The sequence below is a fragment of the Flavobacterium glycogeni genome, from assembly GCF_048286775.1.
Classification (GTDB): domain Bacteria; phylum Bacteroidota; class Bacteroidia; order Flavobacteriales; family Flavobacteriaceae; genus Flavobacterium.
The window spans coordinates 21,489-41,677 of the sequence record NZ_JBLVPV010000020.1 but is presented as its reverse complement, the minus strand read 5'-3'; the positions used below and the strand labels follow the sequence as shown (position 1 = coordinate 41,677).

Annotated in this window: 16 protein-coding genes; 7 read left to right on the top strand and 9 right to left on the bottom strand. The window is 34.9% G+C overall.

All coding sequences use genetic code 11. The features are described 5' to 3' along the window. Window positions 1–41: 41 nt before the first annotated feature. Window positions 42–2,816, bottom strand: coding sequence for a 2-oxoglutarate dehydrogenase E1 component (locus ACNQGX_RS14205; protein WP_417977304.1), 2,775 nt, complete (start codon window positions 2,814–2,816; stop codon window positions 42–44). Window positions 2,817–2,935: 119 nt separating this feature from the next. Here ACNQGX_RS14205 and ACNQGX_RS14200 point away from each other — a divergent pair, with 119 nt between their 5' ends. Then, window positions 2,936–3,478, top strand: a complete 543-nt coding sequence (locus ACNQGX_RS14200) for a hypothetical protein (RefSeq protein WP_417977302.1) — start codon at window positions 2,936–2,938, stop codon at window positions 3,476–3,478. Between the two features lie 71 nt (window positions 3,479–3,549). On the opposite strand, the gene ACNQGX_RS14195 is transcribed toward ACNQGX_RS14200, so the two are convergent. Beyond that, the gene (locus tag ACNQGX_RS14195; protein ID WP_131915628.1) at window positions 3,550–3,903 is read right to left on the bottom strand and encodes a hypothetical protein; all 354 of its coding nucleotides are present in this window, start codon (window positions 3,901–3,903) and stop codon (window positions 3,550–3,552) included. A 132-nt stretch (window positions 3,904–4,035) separates the two neighbouring features. Beyond that, the gene (locus ACNQGX_RS14190) at window positions 4,036–5,010 is read right to left on the bottom strand and encodes a polyprenyl synthetase family protein (protein ID WP_417977300.1); all 975 of its coding nucleotides are present in this window, start codon (window positions 5,008–5,010) and stop codon (window positions 4,036–4,038) included. A gap of 196 nt (window positions 5,011–5,206) precedes the next feature. Between ACNQGX_RS14190 and ACNQGX_RS14185 the strand changes: the two genes are divergently transcribed. The 5 genes from ACNQGX_RS14185 (at window position 5,207) to ACNQGX_RS14165 (ending at window position 12,117) form a co-directional block, all read left to right on the top strand. After that, window positions 5,207–5,728 (top strand): YceI family protein, encoded by a 522-nt coding sequence (locus ACNQGX_RS14185; RefSeq protein ID WP_417977298.1) that lies wholly within the window; start codon window positions 5,207–5,209, stop codon window positions 5,726–5,728. Window positions 5,729–5,864: 136 nt separating this feature from the next. Beyond that, window positions 5,865–6,461 (top strand): TetR/AcrR family transcriptional regulator, encoded by a 597-nt coding sequence (locus ACNQGX_RS14180; RefSeq protein ID WP_417977296.1) that lies wholly within the window; start codon window positions 5,865–5,867, stop codon window positions 6,459–6,461. A 3-nt stretch (window positions 6,462–6,464) separates the two neighbouring features. Beyond that, a complete protein-coding gene (locus tag ACNQGX_RS14175; RefSeq protein ID WP_417977294.1) occupies window positions 6,465–7,805 on the top strand; it encodes a TolC family protein in 1,341 nt (446 codons plus the stop codon). A 5-nt stretch (window positions 7,806–7,810) separates the two neighbouring features. Continuing rightward, window positions 7,811–8,872 (top strand): efflux RND transporter periplasmic adaptor subunit, encoded by a 1,062-nt coding sequence (locus ACNQGX_RS14170; protein WP_417977292.1) that lies wholly within the window; start codon window positions 7,811–7,813, stop codon window positions 8,870–8,872. A gap of 68 nt (window positions 8,873–8,940) precedes the next feature. After that, window positions 8,941–12,117, top strand: coding sequence for an efflux RND transporter permease subunit (locus ACNQGX_RS14165; RefSeq protein WP_417977290.1), 3,177 nt, complete (start codon window positions 8,941–8,943; stop codon window positions 12,115–12,117). Between the two features lie 98 nt (window positions 12,118–12,215). On the opposite strand, the gene ACNQGX_RS14160 is transcribed toward ACNQGX_RS14165, so the two are convergent. Then, entirely contained in the window at window positions 12,216–12,656 is a 441-nt protein-coding gene (locus ACNQGX_RS14160) for a LexA family protein (RefSeq protein ID WP_131915641.1), read from the bottom strand. Next, complete coding sequence (locus ACNQGX_RS14155) at window positions 12,647–13,921, bottom strand: Y-family DNA polymerase (protein WP_417977288.1); 1,275 nt, start codon at window positions 13,919–13,921, stop codon at window positions 12,647–12,649. Before ACNQGX_RS14155 ends, ACNQGX_RS14160 begins: the two co-directional genes overlap by 10 nt. 403 nt (window positions 13,922–14,324) lie before the next feature. Here ACNQGX_RS14155 and ACNQGX_RS14150 point away from each other — a divergent pair, with 403 nt between their 5' ends. Beyond that, window positions 14,325–15,038 carry a hypothetical protein gene (locus ACNQGX_RS14150; RefSeq protein ID WP_417977286.1) on the top strand — a complete coding sequence of 238 codons (714 nt, stop codon included), beginning with the start codon at window positions 14,325–14,327 and terminating at the stop codon, window positions 15,036–15,038. 77 nt (window positions 15,039–15,115) lie between these two features. Here ACNQGX_RS14150 and ACNQGX_RS14145 read toward each other — a convergent pair whose 3' ends face one another. From ACNQGX_RS14145 to ACNQGX_RS14130, 4 genes are all read right to left on the bottom strand, one after another. Next, window positions 15,116–15,832, bottom strand: coding sequence for a DsbA family oxidoreductase (locus ACNQGX_RS14145; RefSeq protein ID WP_417977284.1), 717 nt, complete (start codon window positions 15,830–15,832; stop codon window positions 15,116–15,118). 309 nt (window positions 15,833–16,141) lie between these two features. Further along, window positions 16,142–17,134 (bottom strand): Gfo/Idh/MocA family protein, encoded by a 993-nt coding sequence (locus tag ACNQGX_RS14140; protein WP_417977282.1) that lies wholly within the window; start codon window positions 17,132–17,134, stop codon window positions 16,142–16,144. Between the two features lie 228 nt (window positions 17,135–17,362). Then, a complete protein-coding gene (locus ACNQGX_RS14135) occupies window positions 17,363–18,733 on the bottom strand; it encodes an NADH-quinone oxidoreductase subunit N (RefSeq protein ID WP_417977280.1) in 1,371 nt (456 codons plus the stop codon). 13 nt (window positions 18,734–18,746) lie between these two features. After that, window positions 18,747–20,189 (bottom strand): complex I subunit 4 family protein, encoded by a 1,443-nt coding sequence (locus ACNQGX_RS14130; RefSeq protein ID WP_417977278.1) that lies wholly within the window; start codon window positions 20,187–20,189, stop codon window positions 18,747–18,749.

Genomic DNA, 20,189 nt, shown 5'->3' with positions numbered 1-20,189 from the left:
AAATACTTATTTTAGTGAGATTGCTTCGTTCCTCGCAATGACTATCTAAATAAATCTTTATCAAAAACCATTTTTATCGCATCGGCCTGACGACGTTTTGCTCTTGTATAACTTCCTGAAGCCGGAGCCGCGTATGCTTTTAGCGAAGCCAATCTCCATTTTACTAAATCGAAGTTCATCAACATGTAACTGTACGCTCCCATGTTTTTTGGTTCTTCTTGTGCCCAAACATAATCATCAGCGTTTGGATATTTAGCTATAATCGCTTTTAATTGTTCTACCGGCAATGGGAATAATTGTTCGATTCTGACAACCGCAACATCTTTACGACCGTTATTTTCTCTTTCGGCAGTGATGTCATAATAGAATTTTCCGGTACAGAAAACTAGTGTCTTCACCTCGGCTTTATTCACTGTTTCATCATCGAATGTTTCTTGAAAACTACCTGTTGCAAATTCTTCAACAGTAGAAACACATCTTGGATCACGCAACAAACTCTTTGGTGTAAACACAATAAGCGGTTTACGGAACGTTGTTTTCATTTGTCTTCTCAACAAGTGAAAGAAGTTGGCAGGTGTTGTACAATCTGCAACATACATATTATGTCTGGCGCAAAGTTGTAAATAACGCTCCATTCTTGCCGAAGAATGCTCTGCTCCTTGTCCTTCATATCCGTGAGGCAATAGTAAAACAATTCCGTTCTGGTTGTTCCATTTGTCTTCTCCACAAGAGATGTATTGGTCAATCATAATTTGGGCTCCATTACTGAAATCTCCAAATTGTGCTTCCCAAATGGTTAATGTATTTGGATTTGTCAAAGCATATCCATAATCAAATCCTAAAACACCATATTCAGATAAAAGAGAATTGAAAATATTGAATTTCCCGGTTGCTCCTTCTAAATTACTTAACAAGGTCACTTCTTCTTCTGAATCTTCCACTTTTACAACGGCATGACGGTGAGAGAATGTCCCACGCTCTACATCTTGTCCAGAAATACGAATATCGTATCCTTCTTTTAGAAGTGATCCATACGCTAAATGTTCGGCCATGGCCCAATCCAGCTTATTAGTTTCGAAAAACATTGTTTTTCTGTCGTTGATCAGTTTTTGTATTTTACTGATAAACTTTTTATCTGTTGGCAGGTTACAAATTACGTTTGCAACCTCAGTAAGTCCTGCTACAGGAAAAGTAGTATCTACTTTTTTAAGCATTTCAACATCAGAAACTTGCTCAAAACCTTTCCATTCATTTTTCATAAATGGAGTAATAATAGTCAAATCTTTTTTACGCGATTCTTCTAAGTTTACTTCCAAGTTTGATTTGTATTCTTGTTCTAATCCTTTTACAAAAGTGCTGTCGATTACTCCTTCTGCAAGCAACTTCTCCATGTAGATGTCTCTTGGATTTTTGTGCTTTGCAATGATTTTATACAATACAGGCTGGGTAAAACGAGGCTCATCACCTTCGTTATGTCCGTATTTTCTATATCCTAATAAATCGATAAATACATCACGGCCAAATTGCATTCTGAAATCCAATGCAAATGATATCGCATGAACTACTGCTTCAGCATCATCCGCATTTACGTGTAATACTGGCGAAAGTGTTACTTTGGCAACATCCGTACAATACGTAGAGGAACGTGCGTCAAGATAATTAGTGGTAAATCCTACTTGATTATTGATTACAATATGGATAGTCCCTCCGGTTTTATAACCGTCAAGTTGTGCCATTTGTACAATCTCATAAAGAATTCCCTGACCTGCAATTGCAGCATCACCGTGAACGGCGATTGGCAATACTTTAGAGAAATCGTTAGGGAAATATTTATCTTGTTTTGCTCTTGTAATTCCTTCGATAACTGCACCTACAGTTTCTAGATGCGAAGGATTTGGAGCCAAATTGATATTGATTTTTTTCCCGGTGCTGGTAACTTTGTCAGCGGTAAGTCCTAAATGGTATTTTACATCCCCGTCAAAATATTCCTGATCGTAATCTTTACCATCAAATTCTCCAAAAATGTCTTGGGTTGATTTGCCAAAGATATTTGCCAAAACATTCAAACGACCACGGTGTGCCATTCCCATTACAAATTTTTCCACTCCTTTTTCGGCTGCTTTTTCAATTAAAGCATCCAAAGCTGGAATTATAGATTCTCCACCTTCAAGAGAAAAACGTTTTTGACCTACATATTTAGTATGCAAAAAGTTTTCAAAAGAAACGGCTTGGTTTAATTTATTCAGAATCGTTTTCTTTTCGTCCAGCGAAAATTTAGGTTGATTGTCATTAATCCCCAATTTTTGCTGAATCCATTCTACCACTTCCGGATTACGAATGTACATGTACTCCACCCCAATATGTTGACAATAAATGGCATCAAGGTGCGTTATAATTTCCTGAAGCGTACACGGTTGTTTATTAATAACCTTTGCTGCATCAAAAACGGTATTTAAATCTGCTGCTGAAAGTCCGAAATTCGAAATTTCAAGTGTAGGTGATGAAGTTCTTCTTTCACGAACCGGATTTGTTTTGGTAAACAAATGACCTCGAGAACGGTATCCATCTATTAATTTCAATACATTAAATTCCTTTTGAAGCTTGTCTGACACCAAATTAATATCAGCGTTATTAGCTGCAAAATTAGCGATTTGTTCGACCTTGTTCTCCTCATTGTAAGTCGTCATCCCAAAATCGAAACCTTGAAAAAAACTCCTCCAACTTGGCTCAACGCTATCTGGATTCTCTAAATATTGATCGTATAATTGTGCGAAAAATTCGGTGTGTGCTGCGTTTAAAAATGAAAACCTATCCATAATATTTAGTGAATATACTTTTTTGTTAAAATAGTTTGGCAAAAGTACAATAATAGAATAAATTTATAATTTATTTTAAGATACTTTTACATTGAAAAATGTTAAAAAACCAAAAACTTATGACAAAGAATAGCTTTTTAGAGGATTCCAAATCATTATTGGTGATTGTCACCTTATTTTTTTCAAGTTGTCTGTTTGCACAACAAAATTCATCCTCTCCTAAAACCCAAAATCAGTTTTGGAGGAATATGCAATTTGGAGGCGGAATCGGTTTAGGCTTTGGCTCTGGCTATACGGATATTTCATTGGCGCCAAGTGCTATTTATAATTTCAATGAATATGTAGCTTTGGGTGTTGGCTTACAATATAAATATTTAAAGCAAAGAGATTATTACGCATCCCATTTGTATGGTGGCAGTGTTATAGGTCTTTTTAATCCAATACATGAAATCCAACTTTCAGCTGAACTGGAACAATTAAGAGTTAATGTAAATTTGGATGGATCCAATAGCAATTCACAAGATTACTGGAATACGGGATTATTTCTTGGAGCAGGTTACCGATCCGGAAATGCTACAATAGGTGCCCGTTACAATGTTATGTCTGACAAAAACAACATTTACGGCAGTGCCTTTATGCCATTTATCAGAGTTTATTTTTGAAGTTAAAAGGTAAAAAGCTAGACGTTAGACGTTCGAAAAACTCCTAAACTACCTAACCCTTAACTTCTAACTTAACGATACTTATTCCTGAACCAGACTTTTTGCCATTCTCTTTTTAGAATCAGAAAAGCGACTTGTTCGGCCAGAATTACTAAATCAGAACCGTCTAGCTTTTTTATTTCTTCTTCAGAAACATCAATTATGTATAGTAAATTGAGGTATTCGGCAAATTTATATTGAATGAGTCGGTAGATTTTTTCATGCAATTGCAACTTCAATTCATTAGGAGAAATACTCAAAGGAAAATCAATTGCTTCGTTAGCGAGATTGAAATCCTTATTCATTTGTTCGATTAATTTCAAATATAAGTTTTCGCCTTCCGCCTCGGAGAGTAGTAAATCGGTATTTTTTGGAACTATAAACATAATTATTAAAATTTCAATGTCAATGTCAAAAATCAATATCAATCCTAGACAACCAACCTTAAAGTCAATTTTTCAATATTACTATTGATTTTTGACATTGACATTGCCATTGATTTTTGATATTGAGTTTTTTTAAACTTTTCTTCCCATTAAATTCTCCCCAAAAGTTTTTAGCAATGCTTTTTTATCGGAGCCAATATTCATTTTATCCAACGTTTGAAAAGCCTTAAACGTAAAATCTTGTATCGCATCTTGAGTTGCTTTTGAAGCACCGGAACTGTTAAAAAGTTCTTTTACCGTTTTGATTTTTTCAGTATTGTCTTTTGGCTGAATGGAGAATAATCTCTTCAATTCCTGTGCTTCTTCTTCTTTTGAAAAAGCAACTGCTTTTAGATATAAATACGTTTTTTTGTTTTCTATAATATCGCCGCCAACTTGTTTTCCAAAGGTTTCAGGATCACCAAAAGCATCCAGGAAATCATCCTGTAATTGAAAAGCCAAACCTAAATTTAATCCAAAATCATAAATCAGATTTGCGTTTTCTTCTGAAGTTTCAGCGATAATCGCTCCCATTTTCATGGCTGCTGCAACCAAAACGGCTGTTTTATACTGAATCATTTTCAGGTATTCGGGAATGGTAACATCGCTTCGTACTTCAAAATCGACGTCCCATTGCTGACCTTCACAAACTTCAAGCGCGGTTTTACTGAATAATTTAGCTAAATCCCGAAAAATAATGGGTTCATATTGCTCGAAATATTGGTACGCTAAAATCAGCATGGCATCACCAGATAAGATTCCGGTGTTTAAATTCCATTTCTCGTGAACCGTTTCCTTACCTCTTCGCAAAGGCGCATCATCCATAATATCATCATGCACCAACGAGAAATTATGAAAAATTTCAACAGCCAAAGCCGCCGGCAACGCTTTTTTATAATCGGCATCAAAAACCTCGGCACTCATTAATGTAAGTACCGGACGCATTCTTTTACCTCCAAGATCCAATATATAATGTATGGGTTCGTATAGATTTCTCGGTTCTTTGGTTTCATATTGTGATTGCAAATAATCGGAAAGGAACTCTTGATACTGATAAATGGAATGCATAAAATAATTTTTTGGCTAATTTACAGTATTCAATTTGCATTACAAACTCCCTTTTCCTATCAAATGTTAAATAAACAAAAATACATTGGAAACTATTTTAGTATTCAAAGTTTCCTTCTTACATTTGCAAACGAAAATTTAACATTTTGAATTTATTCCGATTTTGAAATAAATTCTAAATACAACGCAACGAATTATGAAAACAAAGTGGACAGTTGACTCGAGCCAATCAGATGTTCTGATAAAAATGAGACACTCAATAATTGCTTATCTGGCAGGTTCCAAAAATAAATTCAACGGACATATTGATATTGAGGACAATCAAATAGAAGATGCTTCAATCGAATTCTCATTGGATGTCAATAATAAAGATACAAAACTGGAACAAATAGATACTCACTTGAGATTAAATGACTTATTTGACATTAAGGAGTTTCCAATTATTAGTTTCAAGTCGACTTCATTCGAAAAAGTCAATAAAAACATTAATTTTCTGAAAGGAAACCTAACCATCAAAAACATTACAAAAGTGGTGGAGCTAGATGCTGAATTCATTGGAATCAATACTTATGATGGAGACAGAAAAGCTGCTTTTGAAATAACGGGTCAAATCAATCGTAAGGATTTTGGTTTGAACTTTAATTCATTTAATCAAACTGGCGGTTTAGCTTTAGGACAAGACATTAAGCTTATGGCAAATTTAGAATTCACGGTTTAAAAAAGACCCGTTTATGCAAATGTTAAATTTATGTAAATACTTTGGAAACTATTTTTGTATTCAAAGTTTCCTTTTTACTTTTGCACTTGAATTTTAACAGTTTAAAATAAATCATAACTGGTTAAGAATAAACAAAATGAAAAATAAAATTACATCAAAAGCAAAAGAGATGTTTTTGAAACTGGGTTTCAAAAGTATTACTATGGATGATATTGCTTGTGAAATGTGCATTTCAAAAAAAACAATTTATAAATATTTTGCCAATAAAGAATTGCTAATTGAAGAAAGTGTACAGATAATTCAAAAAGAGGTTCACGAAATTATAGACCAAATTATTGCCCGCAATTACAACGCAATTGAAGAAAATTTTGTCATTAGACGACTATTTGGCGATATGTTCAAATCTTCAGAAACTTCACCAATCTATCAATTGAAAAAGCACTATCCAGGTGTTTATAATAGCGCTTTAAAATTTCAAACTGAAGAATGTGAAAGTTGTTTTAAACAAAATATTGAAAAAGGAATTGCTCAGGGTCTGTATCGAAAAGAAATAAATATTGAAGTCTATGTTAAACTTTATTACTCTTTAATTTTTAGCATTAACGAAAACACCCGTTCAGAAAGAGAAGCTTTTGCGTTAGAAATGGAAGCACTAGAATACCACACACGAGCAATGGCTACAGAAAAAGGAATTGTCGAATTAGAAAAAAACTTACTTAATCCAATTATATAAATAATGAAAAAAACAATCATACTACTAATCCTAACATTTACACTTGGTGTCAATGCACAAGAAGTCAAATCGCTCACTCTGAAAGAAGCCATCAACTACGCTTTAGAAAATAAAGCCGATGCCAAAAAAGCAAAACTGAAAGTAGAGAACAGTGCATACCAAATTCAGGAAGTACGCTCACAAGCCTTACCTCAAATTTCAGCAAACGGAGGTTTGACATACAATCCCGTTTTACAAACAACCGTTATTGATGGTGCTAATTTTGGTCAACCGGGAAGTACTATTCAGGCTAATTTTGGTCAAAAATGGGTTTCAACTGCTGGTATTTCTTTGACACAAGCTTTGTTTGATCAAACCGTTTTTACGGGTTTGAAAGCGGCAAAATCCACCAGAGAATTTTACCAAATTAATGAACAATTAACAGAAGAACAGGTAATTGAGCGCGTGGCCAATAATTATTATCAGGTCTATGTTCAAAGACAAAAATTAACTGTTATTGACAGTACGTATAAAAATACCACCAAAGTAAAAAATATCATTAAAGGTCAATTTGATAATGGTTTAGCCAAAAAAATTGATTTGGATCGAATTTTAGTAAAGATTTCAAACATCAATACGCAGCGTCAACAAGTTTTGAATGCGGTACAAATTCAGGAAAACGCATTGAAATTTTATATGGGAATGCCAATCGAAACTCAAATCGAGATTCCACAAACGGCTTTTGAAGTAAGTCCACAATCGTTGTCTGAAGTTCCAAATACGGCAAACAGAACGGAATATTTGCTTTTGAAAAAACAAGAACAGCTTTTAAATTATCAAAAAAAGGCCGTCGAAGCAGGGTACTACCCAACATTATCATTGAGCGCAGGGTACAATTATATTGGTCAGGGTCCTAAAATGCCTATTGGCGGAAAACCGGCTGACGGCGTTTATTGGTCTGATTTCTCTTCCATTGGTTTGAATTTAAAAGTGCCTATTTTCACTGGATTTGGTACTCGTGCCAAAGTAAGACAAGCCGATATTGATTTAAGAGCTATAAAAGAAGACATAAACGACACTAAATTATCCCTTGACTTGGCTTTTGCCAATGCAAAAACTCAAATTGACAATAGCTTAACCACTATCAACAATCAAAAAGAGAATGCGCAATTAGCTAAAGAAGTTTTAGACAACACCAGAAACAATTATGTACAAGGACTGGCGTCTTTAACGGATCTATTAGATGCTGAAAACTCATTGACTGAGGCTCAAAACAACTATACATCTGCAATACTAGACTACAAATTGGCAGAAATACAATTAATCAAATCAAAAGGCGAATTAAAAACACTTATAAATAACTAAGAAAAATGAAAAAAAACATACTAATCATAGTAGCAATCGTAGCAGCTTTAGGCGTTATCGCATATACTTTAATGAATAACAAAAAAGAAAACGAAGCAAAAACAGCAATTGTAGCAGAGAAAAACGCCAGTGTTTCCGTAAAAGTTGCAACGGTAAAAATCGAAGAAGTTTCTCTTGATTTTTCTGCCAATGGAAATTTTGCACCACTACAAGAATTAAGTTTTTCTGCTGAGAAACCAGGAAGAGTAGTTCGTGTTTTAGTTGAGGAAGGTGACAGAGTTAGAATAGGACAAACTTTAGCGATTGTAAGAAGCGAACAAATTTCGGCTGATTTACAAACTGCACAAGCTTCATATCAAAATGCATTAACGGATTACAGTCGTTTTGAAAATGCTTTTAAAACTGGTGGTGTGACTAAACAACAATTAGACCAAGCCAAATTGAACTTAGTAACTTCAAAATCAAGATTACAACAAGCAAAAGTTAATATTGGCGATACCAATATCAAAGCGACAATTAACGGAATTGTAAACAAAAAATACATTGAACCAGGATCAGTTCTTGGTGCTGCAACACAAATGTTTGACATTGTAAATGTTTCAAAACTGAAATTGAAAGTAAATGTTAACGAAAATCAAGTTGCAGGTTTAAAATTAGGCAATACGATTACCGTAAAAGCAAGTGTATATCCTGACGCTACATTCTCTGGAAAAATCACCTTCATCGCGCCAAAAGCAGACGCAAGTTTGAACTTTCCGGTAGAAATAGAGATTGCTAATAACGCTTCAAATGATTTGAAAGCCGGAATGTATGGAACCGCTGAATTTGCTTCAAGTCAGCAAAAACAATCGTTGATGATTGTTCCTAGAAATGCCTTTGTAGGGAGTGTGAGCAGCAACGAAATATTTGTGATCGAAAATGGAACTGCTAAACTGAAAATGGTTACAGCAGGAAGAATTCTTGGTGATAAAGTAGAAATTTTAAACGGACTTTCTGATGGTGAGACTGTAATTGTTACTGGTCAAATCAACCTTCAAGACGGATCTAAAGTGGATATTATAAAATAGTCGTAAGTCTAAAAGTAAAAGGTCGAAAGCAGAAAACTTTATGACTTTAAGACATAAAAAATAAATATATGAAATTAGCAGAAATATCCATAAAACGTCCCTCATTAGTTATCGTATTATTCACGATTCTAACATTAGGAGGACTGTTCAGTTACAGCCAATTGGGCTACGAATTGATTCCAAAATTCGAAACCAATGTAATTACTGTTGCCACTATTTATCCTGGAGCGTCTCCAAGTGAGGTAGAAAACACGGTTACTAAAAAAATTGAAGATGCGATTGCATCCTTAGAAAATATTAAAAAAATAGACTCGAAGTCCTACGAAAGTTTGTCAACAGTGTCCATTACATTGACCTCTTCGGCTGATGTTAATATCTCCATGAACGATGCTCAACGTAAAATAAATGCTATTCTTAGTGATTTACCAGATGATGTTGAAACGCCTTCGTTGACTAAATTTTCCTTAAGCGATTTACCAATTATGACTATTGGTGCCAACGGAAAAATGGATGAAGCTGCTTTTTACGACTTAATTGATAAAAAATTAGCGCCAGTTATTTCTCGAGTAGAAGGTGTAGCACAAGTAAATATTATTGGTGGACAAGAAAGAGAAATTCAAGTCAATCTTGATGCGGTAAAAATGCAAGGCTACGGACTTTCTGTTCCGCAAGTGCAACAAAATATTTTATCTTCTAATTTGGATTTTCCAACAGGAAATATTCAAACTCGTGAGCAGAAAATATTAATTCGTTTAGCCGGAAAATATAAAAATGTTGACGAATTAAGAAACTTGGTTGTATCATCTAAAAACGGAATTCAAGTTCGTTTACGCGATATTGCTGATGTTCAGGATACTCAAAAAATCACTGAAAAAGTAGCGCGTGTCAATCAAAAAAGCGCGATTATTTTACAAATCATAAAACAATCGGATGCCAATGCGGTTGCCGTAAGTGAAGAGTTAGTTAAAACAATTGCTAAACTGGAAACCGATTATAAAGCGAATGGTTTAAAATTAGAAATCGCTAAAGACAGTACCATTTTTACATTGGAAGCTGCTGATGCTGTTGTGCACGATTTACTTATTGCGGTCCTTTTAGTTGCTCTTGTAATGTTGTTTTTCTTACACAGTATTAGAAACTCGTTGATTGTAATGGTTTCTATTCCTGCATCATTAATTGCTACTTTCATCGGAATTTATTTAATGGGTTATACCTTAAACTTAATGAGTTTATTAGGTCTATCTCTTGTTGTAGGTATTCTTGTGGATGACGCCATTGTGGTTCTAGAGAATATTTACAGACACATGGAAATGGGTAAAAACAAGGTTCGTGCAGCCTATGACGGAACGGCGGAAATTGGTGGAACTGTTGTGTCGATTACTTTAGTAATTGTAGTAGTATTTTTACCAATTGCAATGAGTACCGGATTGGTTTCTAACATTATTACGCAATTCTGTGTAACGGTAATTATTTCAACATTGTTGTCTTTAGTAGCTTCATTTACAATAATTCCGTGGTTGTCTTCACGCTATGGAAAATTAGAACACATTGAAGGCAAAAACCTTTTTGGAAAAATTATCCTTGGATTTGAAAGCTATTTAACACGCTTTACAAATTGGGTTTCAAGATTATTAGAATGGTGTTTGGATCATTATTTTAAAACACTAGCTATAGTTTTAGTAATCTTTTTTGGTTCCATGATTAGTTTATTTGGTGGTGGATTTATTGGTGGAGAATTCTTTGCAGCGTCTGATAGTGGTGAGTTTTTAGTTCAAATAGAAATGCCAAAAGATGCTTCTTTAGAACAAACCAATTTCATGACGCAAAAAGCAGAGGCATTTTTGAAAAAAGAAGAGTATGTTTTTAGTCAAATTACAACGATTGGTCAAACTAGTGAAGGTCTTGGTGCTTCGCAAGCAACTGCTTACAAGTCTGAGATAAACGTTAAAATGGTTGGATTAGACAAACGTGATGAACCTGCAAATGTATATGCTGCAAAAACAAAACGTAAATTAGAAAAAATATTAGTTGGAGCAAAAGTTAAAACGGTTCCAGTTGGTATTTTAGGAACTGCAGAAGATGCCACTTTAGGATTAATTGTAACGGGGCCAAATGTAGAAAGCGCAATGCAATTTGCAAAAGCAGCAGAAAAAGAATTACGTACCATTCCAGGAGCAACAGAAATCGAATTATCAGTAGAAGATGGAAATCCAGAAGTGAACGTAAAAGTTGATAGAGATAAAATGGCAGCTTTGGGATTGAGTTTGCAAACAGTTGGTATTACAATGCAAACTGCTTTTAGCGGAAATACTGATGGTAGATTTAGAGCTGGTGAATACGAATACGACATCAATATTAAATACAATGCATTCGACAGAAAAAGTATCGCTGATGTTAGTAATTTAATTTTTATAAACGATACTGGTCAACAAATAAAACTGAATCAATTTGCAACCGTAACCGAAGGTTCCGGACCAAGTGAATTAGAACGAAGAGACAAATCGGCATCGGTAACTGTAAAAGGTCAGAATGTGGGTGTAGCTTCAGGAACAATTGTAACACAATGGCAAGAAAAAATTGAAAAATTGAAAAAACCGCTAGGTGTAAATTACATTTGGGGTGGTGATCAGGAAAATCAAAGTGAAGGTTTTGGTACATTAGGAATTGCGTTATTAGCTGCGATTATCTTGGTTTACCTGGTAATGGTTTCGCTATACGATAGTTTTGTACATCCATTTGTGGTATTGTTTGCGATTCCGCTTTCATTTATTGGAGCAATGTTGGCTTTGGCTTTAACCAATAATACACTGAATATATTTACTATTTTAGGTATCATCATGCTTATTGGTCTAGTTTGTAAAAATGCGATTATGCTTGTAGATTATACCAACCAAAGGCGTAAAGCTGGTGAAACGGTTAGAACAGCATTAATCCAAGCGAATCATGCAAGGTTACGTCCAATTTTGATGACTACTATCGCGATGGTATTTGGTATGTTCCCAATTGCACTAGCATCTGGAGCTGGAGCCGAATGGAAAAACGGTTTGGCTTGGGTAATTATTGGAGGATTAATTTCCTCATTATTCTTAACTTTAGTGGTAGTTCCGGTAATTTACCAAATTATGGAAAAAACCATCAATAGACTTTCTAAAGGAGAAAAAGTTGATTATGAAGCTGAAATGGTTGCTGATTACGTGCACACCGAATTAAGCGAAGACGGATTTAATCCAAAACACACCGTTTAAAATCTGAATTTATTATAAAAGATAAAACCTGTTCATTAGTTTGAACAGGTTTTTTTTATGGCTAAAAATTCCATTTTAATAATGGCAACAGGTAGCTTTTACACTTTCTTAATCACATAGGTCACAATTCCCCAAATGATTAATTGGTTTTCTTCGGTGACTTTTATTGGAGAGTAATTGGGATTTTCAGGCATCAGATACAAACAGTCTTTCTCCAGTTGCATGCGTTTTACAGTAAACTCTCCATCAATAAAACAAATCGCAATTTTATTGTTTTGCGGTTCCAAACTTCTATCCACAACAAGAACATCTTTGTCATTGATTCCGGCATCAATCATGGAATTCCCTTTGACTTTGATGTAAAAAGTCGCCAACGGATTTTCGCTAAGTTCCTTGTTCAAATCAATATTAGTTTCCATGAAATCAGCCGCCGGCGATGGAAATCCAGCCGAAACACCTTCGTTTATGAAAGGAATTCGTAATTCACTTTCAAAATCAGGCAGAAAAAAATTCAATTTTTGCTCTTTGTTTATTGACATTTTATTTCAAGAATATCTTTAAAATTAGTGGTGTATCTGGGTGACAAATGATTCTGGTTCATATTCCAGGTCAAACTTAAATTTTGGGTGGCCAACTTTACTTTTTTGTCTCCAATTTTGTTGTTCAGTTTATCCATCGCTTTCATTAACGCTAAATGTTTGGGATTCTCTTCATCAAACAACTGCAATTGTTTCTTGTCCTGATCAATCAATTCGGTAACAATGACACCCGCTTTTTTGAATTTTATGCTCTCATTCCCTTCATATAATTTTTTCAGTATATCAATTGCCGTATTCGAAATCGTCAACGTAGAATTTGACGCATAAGGCAATGTAATCGCCATGTTAAAATAATATTTGGAAGTTTGCACCGTATGTTTATCAACTACTAACATTACAATAATGGTATGACAGCAGGAGTTTTGTTTTCGCAATTTCTCTGCGCAAACCGCTGCAAAAGTGGCAACACGTTCACGCAGCAAATCAAAATCAGAAATTTGTTTTGGGAAGCTTCTAGTAATCGCAATGCTTTTCTTTTGGTCAACAATGGGTTCTAAATCCAAAACTGATTTCCCTTCCAGTTCGTATTTCAAACGCAAACCAGTCACGCCCATTTCTTTCTTGATCCAAGCTTCGTGTTGTGGTGCAATAAAGTCTAAAGCAGTCACAATGTTTTTGGCTTTCATTTTTTTATTCATCCGATAGCCAATACCCCAAACGTCTTCAATCTTTGTCCATTTCAAGGCTTTGATGCGCTTTTCTTCGGTATCAATAACATAAACACCTTGCGTTCTGTCTTGAAACTTCTTGGCGATTTTATTGGCTACTTTTGATAATGCTTTCGTTGATGCAAAACCAATACAAACGGGAATTCCTACCCATTTTTGTACACGGGTTTTCATTTGGATTCCATAATCGTGGTAATCGGAAATAGTCAAACCATCAAAATTCAGGAAGGCTTCGTCTATACTATAAATTTCCACATTAGGTGTAAACTGACTTAAAATTGCCATCACCCGATTGCTCAAATCACCATAAAGCGGATAATTCGAAGAAAATAGTTGCACTTTTTTCTCTTTTACCAATTCCCTAATCTTGAATATCGGCGCACCCATAGGAACCCCAACATCCTTTGCTTCATTGCTTCTGGAAATCACACAACCGTCATTATTTGACAATATTGCAACCGGTTTCCCAACGAACTGCGGTTGAAAAACGCGTTCGCAGGAAGTATAGAAATTATTACAATCGACTAAAGCATACATGTTACAAAATTACTCAATATCAACTGATGCGAGTTCGTAACCAAAGTTAATTTTAAAGCAATGTTGATAAGTAGTTTTATATAAAAAGATTTTTAAAAATTAGGTTCTTTCTCTTTTCTTGGAATTATTTCTTCGTCAAAAGCACAAAAAAAGCATCGAGCCAAACAGAAATTGTATTAAAAAAATCTTAATGTTAGCTTCTGAATAAAATTATTTTTATTTTTTTTCAAACACCAACATGCTGATTTTAAATAAATTATATATTAAAAATCAATTCATAATCTAAAAATACAAAACCGTGATTCAAATCTTTGGCATGCTACTTGAATATACCTAATCAAATAAGTAAAAAAAGCGAAAGCCGAAAAGCTCAAGAGTAGGCAAAATTCAAAATATATTTATCATGAAAAAAATTACCCTTTTAGTAGCTAGTATCTTCGTATTTGGAGGTAGTGTAGTGAATGCCGCAGAAAAAATCGATTTTTCTGTTGAAAGAAGATCTCCAGTAGATTTTAGAAATGCCGACCCAATTGTGTTTACAGAAAGAGGAATTGAGTTCTTCATATTTCCTGACGGACAATTTGATTTTAATACACGCCCTTCAACCGGTTCAACCGACGGTATGTATTATAAATCAGGCAAAAAAAATGGTGTGAATAAAACGTATGGTGCACCTGGAAATGTTCGAAATGGGAATTATGGTGTAAAAGTGGAACACGACTACATGGGCAGAGTAAGACGTATTGGAAATGTGTTTATCAACTATGACTCAAATGATAGAATCAAACGAGTGGGTTCAGTTTACATGACGTACAACCGTTATGCTTTGGAACAAGTAGGTGGATTGCAAATTATCTACAACCGTCGTGGTCAAATTGTTGATATGATTGGAACTGTAAAAGGGCGTCGAGCTTATGAAAATAACGATGGTAACTTCGACTATAATTATGGTGGTAACCAAAATAACAATGATAACGATGATTGTGATGATGACCATGGAAACAACCAAAATTCAAACGATCAGGATCAATACTATTATAAAAACAACGGCACAAAAGCCAAAAAAGAAGACACTAAAGCAACAGGTAGTGTAGCCATCAGAATAGACAGAAGATAGTTAGTTATAAATGGTTGGTTTAAAAATTCCCGCTGGTATTCGTATCAGCGGGAATTTTGTTTGAAGCTATTTCCTTTTTAGTCACATCCATCAATTCCGCAGCTGTCTCCATCAGTAGTATTCAATACAGTTGGCTTTATTTCAAATTTGCCTTCTTCCCATACTTTTTCGAGTGTTTTCACAAACGTTTCAACATGTTGTGCCCCCGAAACTGCATATTTACTATCGAAAACAAAAAAGGGAACACCTTGAACACCGATAGCTTGCGCTTCTTTAATGTCCTGCTGCACTTCATTTGCATAGGCATCAGAATGCAATACTTCATCAATAACTTCCGCATTTAGTCCTACTTCCAGTCCCAACGCTTTCAATGTGTTCAAATCATTAACGTTCTTGCCATCGGTTAAATAGGCTTTGAACAACAATTCCTCTAAATCATTGGCCAGATTGTGCTTTTTAGCCAAATGCAACAAACGATGTGCATTCAATGAATTGGCCATAACCGCTTTTTCAAAATGAAAATCCAATCCTGAATTTTTAGCATTTTGGGTCATATTGTCAAGCATGTCTTGTGCCCAATCCCTATCTTTTCTATATTTTTCAGCTAAATGGTCTACCAAATTGTCTTCAGGAGAAGCAATAAAGCCGGCGTCTAACTGAAAACTTTTCCATTCAATTTCGACTGCGTTTTTATGTTCAAAAAGCTCCAAAGCGCCTTCTATTCTTCTTTTTCCTATATAACAAAACGGACACATGATATCCGACCAAATTTGCACTTTTAATTTATTTTCCATCTTTATTACTTTTGTAAATAATTAAATCATTTGTATATACAAATGTAATAAAAGTAGTTTGAAACTAATCCCATATTATGCTTTTATTAGGAATTGACAGATTGGTATTTCTTTAAAAAGAGTACTATATAAATCGAATAAACTCTCCGTTCAATCTTATATCTTATTACAAATACACTTCATTACGGAGCTGGTTCTATGATGTAAAAATCATCAATTCAGTTTTGAGCTGTTTTGGCTTTAGGTTTTTATTGGAAATTCTTCCTTTTGGAAATTTATCATAAAAATCAAACAGTTTTTCATTTCATCCTAAATATTTCCGATAATCTTGTCCATAACCCAACTGGTATGAGCGCCTGTCAAACCATTGGAAGGATGCTTGCTGTTTCCCAAAAGATGTTCCCGAATTTGCTGTACATGATACAGTTGAATGTTTTCCGGATGCGCAATAAAAAGTTCCGTTTTTCCTTGTTCGTTCGAAAGTGCTATCGGTTCATCATTAAATACAGAGAATGCTATTTTACCTTTACTTCCAAAAATTTCTACCGTATCTTCCCGCTCATAGCATCCAAAATTCCAGCTGCCTGTACCCGTAATTCCCGACTCATGAAGCCAAGAGGCAGTAGCCGCATCTTTGGCGGAATACAGTCCCTGCTGATTAAGACTAATGCCGGAAACCTCTTTTATATCTCCTAAAAGATAGATGAACAAATCCAACCCATGACTGGCTAAATCATCAAAATAACCACCAGTAGCTATTTCAGCATCAGTTCTCCAGTTATAGTTTCCTGACAAATCCTGAGGTGTTGCAGGTTTACTCAAATGCCACCTTATATGTCGGACTTCACCAATTTCATTGGCATCAAGCCATGTTTTTATCTGTTTGAAACGAGGGAGTGAACGCCTGTAATAAGCAACAAACAAAGGAATGTTTTTTGCTGCAAATGCTTCATGAATCGCCAGGCTATCTTGATAATTTGGCGCTAACGGTTTTTCGATACAACAGGGTTTTCCTGCCGATGCTACTTTAAGTCCGTAGTATTTATGGGTATCAGGAGGAGTCGCAATATAAACTGCATCAATTTCGGGATCGTTGATTAGCGCATCTGCATCCGTATAATATTTAGTAATTCCATGTCTTCTGGCATAATCGGCAGCTTTGTCACCATCTCTTCTCATTACTGCTGCGAGCTGAAACCCTTCTGTTTTCTGATAGGCAGGACCACTTTTTATCTCTGTAACATTTCCACATCCCACAATTCCCCAACGAATATTTTCTGGTTCTTTATTTTTATTAATCATTTTTAATTGATTTTAGATCTGTAGCTTTTTATGATTTAGTCAATTTCTTTTTAGCTTCATATACGGACCTCAAGCCCTCCCACCTTTGCTCCATTTTTTAACACTAATACAACTCACTACCTAAAAGTAAATATAATATTGTTGACCTGATATTTTACAATTTGCTTCAAATAAAAAAAACCATCAAAATTGCTCTTGATGGTTTTTGTATATTTTTAAATTTTTGGTTTATGCCAATAAATCTAAAACTAAAGAAGGGAACAACCCTAATGCGATATTTAACACAATCGCAATAACGGCAACTGCATAAATAATAACCGGCGTTCCTTTTCGTTCTTCGTTTGGTTCTTTGGTATACATCGCCAAAATCAATTTAAAGTAGTATCCAACGCTAATAATAGAGTTCACCACTGCTGCGATTACTAAAGCCAAATAACCCGCTTGAATCGTTTGATTGAACAAAACCAACTTAGCAAAGAATCCGGCAAAAATTGGAATACCAGCCATAGAAAGTAAAGCTGCCGTAAGGATGGCCGCTAACAATGGATTCGTTTTTCCCAATCCGTGAAAATTCACGATATCTTCGTTGTCTCTATTTTTACAAACGTATAAAATCACACTAAAAGCAGCGATTCCAGATAAAGAATACGCTGAGGCATAATACAACAAACTTCCTGCTGAAGTAGATAGACTCAACAAAGTCATCAACATAAAACCGGCGTGAGAAACCCCTGAAAAAGCCAACATACGTTTTACATTTGTTTGTCTCAATGCCATAATATTACCAACCGTCATCGAAGCCATAGAAATCACGACCACAATAATTTTGAAAGACTCAGAAATATCTGCATTCATAACGGATAATAATTTGTACAAAGTCGCCATGGCAACTACTTTCGCTAAAGTACTCATCAATGCTGTTGTCAACGCTGGCGAACCTTCGTAAACATCTGGCGCCCAGAAATGAAATGGAACTGCCGCCACTTTAAACAACATTCCAATTGTTACCAATACAATTCCTATTGGAAACCAAATTGGCAATTCCGCTGATTGCGATAATTCACTGATTTCAGTAACGTCAAAACTTCCCATGGCACCGTAAATTAAACAGATCCCAAACAGAATGATTCCAGAAGCAAAAGATCCCATTAAGAAATACTTCATTCCTGCTTCGTTACTTTTTAAATTCATACGATCACTTGCCGCAAGAATATAAAGGGAAATTGACAATACTTCGATTCCTAAAAAGAACATCGCTAAGTTTCCAAAAGAAACCATTGCCACTGCTCCTGCCAATAAAAATATTTTTATGGCAATATAATCCGAGATTTTAGATTGGTGATTTTCGTAAAAATTATGTCCTAAAGCCACCAAGAAAATGGTAAGCACAATGAACAATGACGAAAAAGTACTTGAAAATTTACTCACAACAATCATGTTGTTGTAGTAGCTTTCCGTTGAATTAAATTCAGATATGGTTAAACCCAGCACTCCCAATAATCCAATAATTGTTATTGGAACAATGGCTTTCCTTAAATTAAATATTTCAAATAAAAGGCATAAAACACCTAATCCTATTATAGCTATTAATGTATTCATTTTTTTATTTGACTTAGTTAATTCGGTTTATTTGAGTTAAAATTTCTTCCAGACTTGGGGTAATCAAATCGGTAATTGGCTTTGGATACATCCCAAAAAAGAATAAAACACCAATTATTAGTACCAAAGTTATTCCTTCATTAATCGTTACATCAGCAAAAACTTTAGAATTAGTTTCTCCCAACATCGCATGTTGAAACATTTTCAACATATAATACGCTCCTAAAATTATAGTTGTTCCTCCTAGAATGGCAAACCAAATATTAATTTGTGAAAGACTGTATAAAACGGTGAATTCTCCAATGAAGTTAAAAGTAGTAGGCAAAGCAACAGATGCTAAAACCAAAATCAAAAACATCGAAGTGAATTTTGGTGATTGCGTACGAATACCACCCATTTCAGCAATGGCTCTGGTTTCGTATCTTCTGAAAATAATTTCAGCGACATAAAACAATCCAACAACCACAAATCCGTGTGCAATCATTTGCAAAACTGCTCCACGCAATCCGTCTAATGTCAAAGTGTACGTTCCTGCTGCAATTAAACCAACGTGGGCCAAAGAAGAATACGCTAATAATTTCTTTAAATCTTTTTGTTTCAATGCAACGATAGATCCATAAATCACACCTGCAATTCCAAGCCCTATGAAAATACACATGTATTCTTTGGCGGCCAATGATGCCAATGGTAATTGCCAACGAATAACGCTATACAATCCCATTTTTAGCATAATACCGGATAAAAGCATGGTACCAACAGTTGGGGCTTTTTGGTACACATTTGCTTGCCAAGTGTGGAACGGAATTAATGGAATCTTAATCGCATACGCCAAGAAGAATGCCAGGAATATCCACAATTGTTCGGTTGCTGATAAATTCAATTTGTATAAATCTTCTAATAAAAGACTTCCAGCTTGTTGGTACATATAAACAAAAGCCACCAACATAAACAATGAACCTGCCAATGTGTAGATAAAGAATTTAACTACTGCTTTTTTGCGTTCTTCTGCGTCTCCGTTACCCCAAATTAAAGCGATGAAGTAAATTGGAATCAAAGATAATTCCCAAAAAATGTAATACAACAAACCATCTGATGCCAAGAATGTTCCTGCCATGGCAAACGACATAAACAAGATTAACGCATAAAATGATTTTGAATTTTTATATTGATTTCCAAAAGAAGAAAAAATAATTATTGGAGTCAAAACTGTGGTCAACAAAAGCATCGCCATCGACAATCCATCCGCTTTTAGAGCAAAAGAAATATTAGGTTGCGTGATCCACTGGTTGATGAAACTGATGTTTTCACCTAAATTATAGTGATTTAATAATACAATAGAAGCGCCTGCAGCAGCTAACCCAAAGAACAAAGCCACTTTTGAGGCCAATTTATCGCCTGCAAGATAAGTTGCAAACGCACCAACCAAAAGTATAATTAATATTAGAGATACATTCAT

Excerpts from the sequence above, each read along its gene's own strand:
- ACNQGX_RS14200 (WP_417977302.1), top strand. The coding sequence starts at position 2,936 with ATGACAAAGAATAGCTTTTTAGAGGATTCCAAATCATTATTGGTGATT.
- ACNQGX_RS14175 (WP_417977294.1), top strand. The coding sequence starts at position 6,465 with ATGAAAAAAACAATCATACTACTAATCCTAACATTTACACTTGGTGTC.
- ACNQGX_RS14165 (WP_417977290.1), top strand. The coding sequence starts at position 8,941 with ATGAAATTAGCAGAAATATCCATAAAACGTCCCTCATTAGTTATCGTA.
- ACNQGX_RS14130 (WP_417977278.1), bottom strand. The coding sequence starts at position 20,189 with ATGAATGTATCTCTAATATTAATTATACTTTTGGTTGGTGCGTTTGCA.
- ACNQGX_RS14145 (WP_417977284.1), bottom strand. The coding sequence starts at position 15,832 with ATGGAAAATAAATTAAAAGTGCAAATTTGGTCGGATATCATGTGTCCG.
- ACNQGX_RS14180 (WP_417977296.1), top strand. The coding sequence starts at position 5,865 with ATGAAAAATAAAATTACATCAAAAGCAAAAGAGATGTTTTTGAAACTG.
- ACNQGX_RS14170 (WP_417977292.1), top strand. The coding sequence starts at position 7,811 with ATGAAAAAAAACATACTAATCATAGTAGCAATCGTAGCAGCTTTAGGC.
- ACNQGX_RS14155 (WP_417977288.1), bottom strand. The coding sequence starts at position 13,921 with ATGTATGCTTTAGTCGATTGTAATAATTTCTATACTTCCTGCGAACGC.
- ACNQGX_RS14160 (WP_131915641.1), bottom strand. The coding sequence starts at position 12,656 with ATGTCAATAAACAAAGAGCAAAAATTGAATTTTTTTCTGCCTGATTTT.
- ACNQGX_RS14195 (WP_131915628.1), bottom strand. The coding sequence starts at position 3,903 with ATGTTTATAGTTCCAAAAAATACCGATTTACTACTCTCCGAGGCGGAA.
- ACNQGX_RS14150 (WP_417977286.1), top strand. The coding sequence starts at position 14,325 with ATGAAAAAAATTACCCTTTTAGTAGCTAGTATCTTCGTATTTGGAGGT.
- ACNQGX_RS14140 (WP_417977282.1), bottom strand. The coding sequence starts at position 17,134 with ATGATTAATAAAAATAAAGAACCAGAAAATATTCGTTGGGGAATTGTG.
- ACNQGX_RS14190 (WP_417977300.1), bottom strand. The coding sequence starts at position 5,010 with ATGCATTCCATTTATCAGTATCAAGAGTTCCTTTCCGATTATTTGCAA.
- ACNQGX_RS14135 (WP_417977280.1), bottom strand. The coding sequence starts at position 18,733 with ATGAATACATTAATAGCTATAATAGGATTAGGTGTTTTATGCCTTTTA.
- ACNQGX_RS14185 (WP_417977298.1), top strand. The coding sequence starts at position 5,207 with ATGAAAACAAAGTGGACAGTTGACTCGAGCCAATCAGATGTTCTGATA.
- ACNQGX_RS14205 (WP_417977304.1), bottom strand. The coding sequence starts at position 2,816 with ATGGATAGGTTTTCATTTTTAAACGCAGCACACACCGAATTTTTCGCA.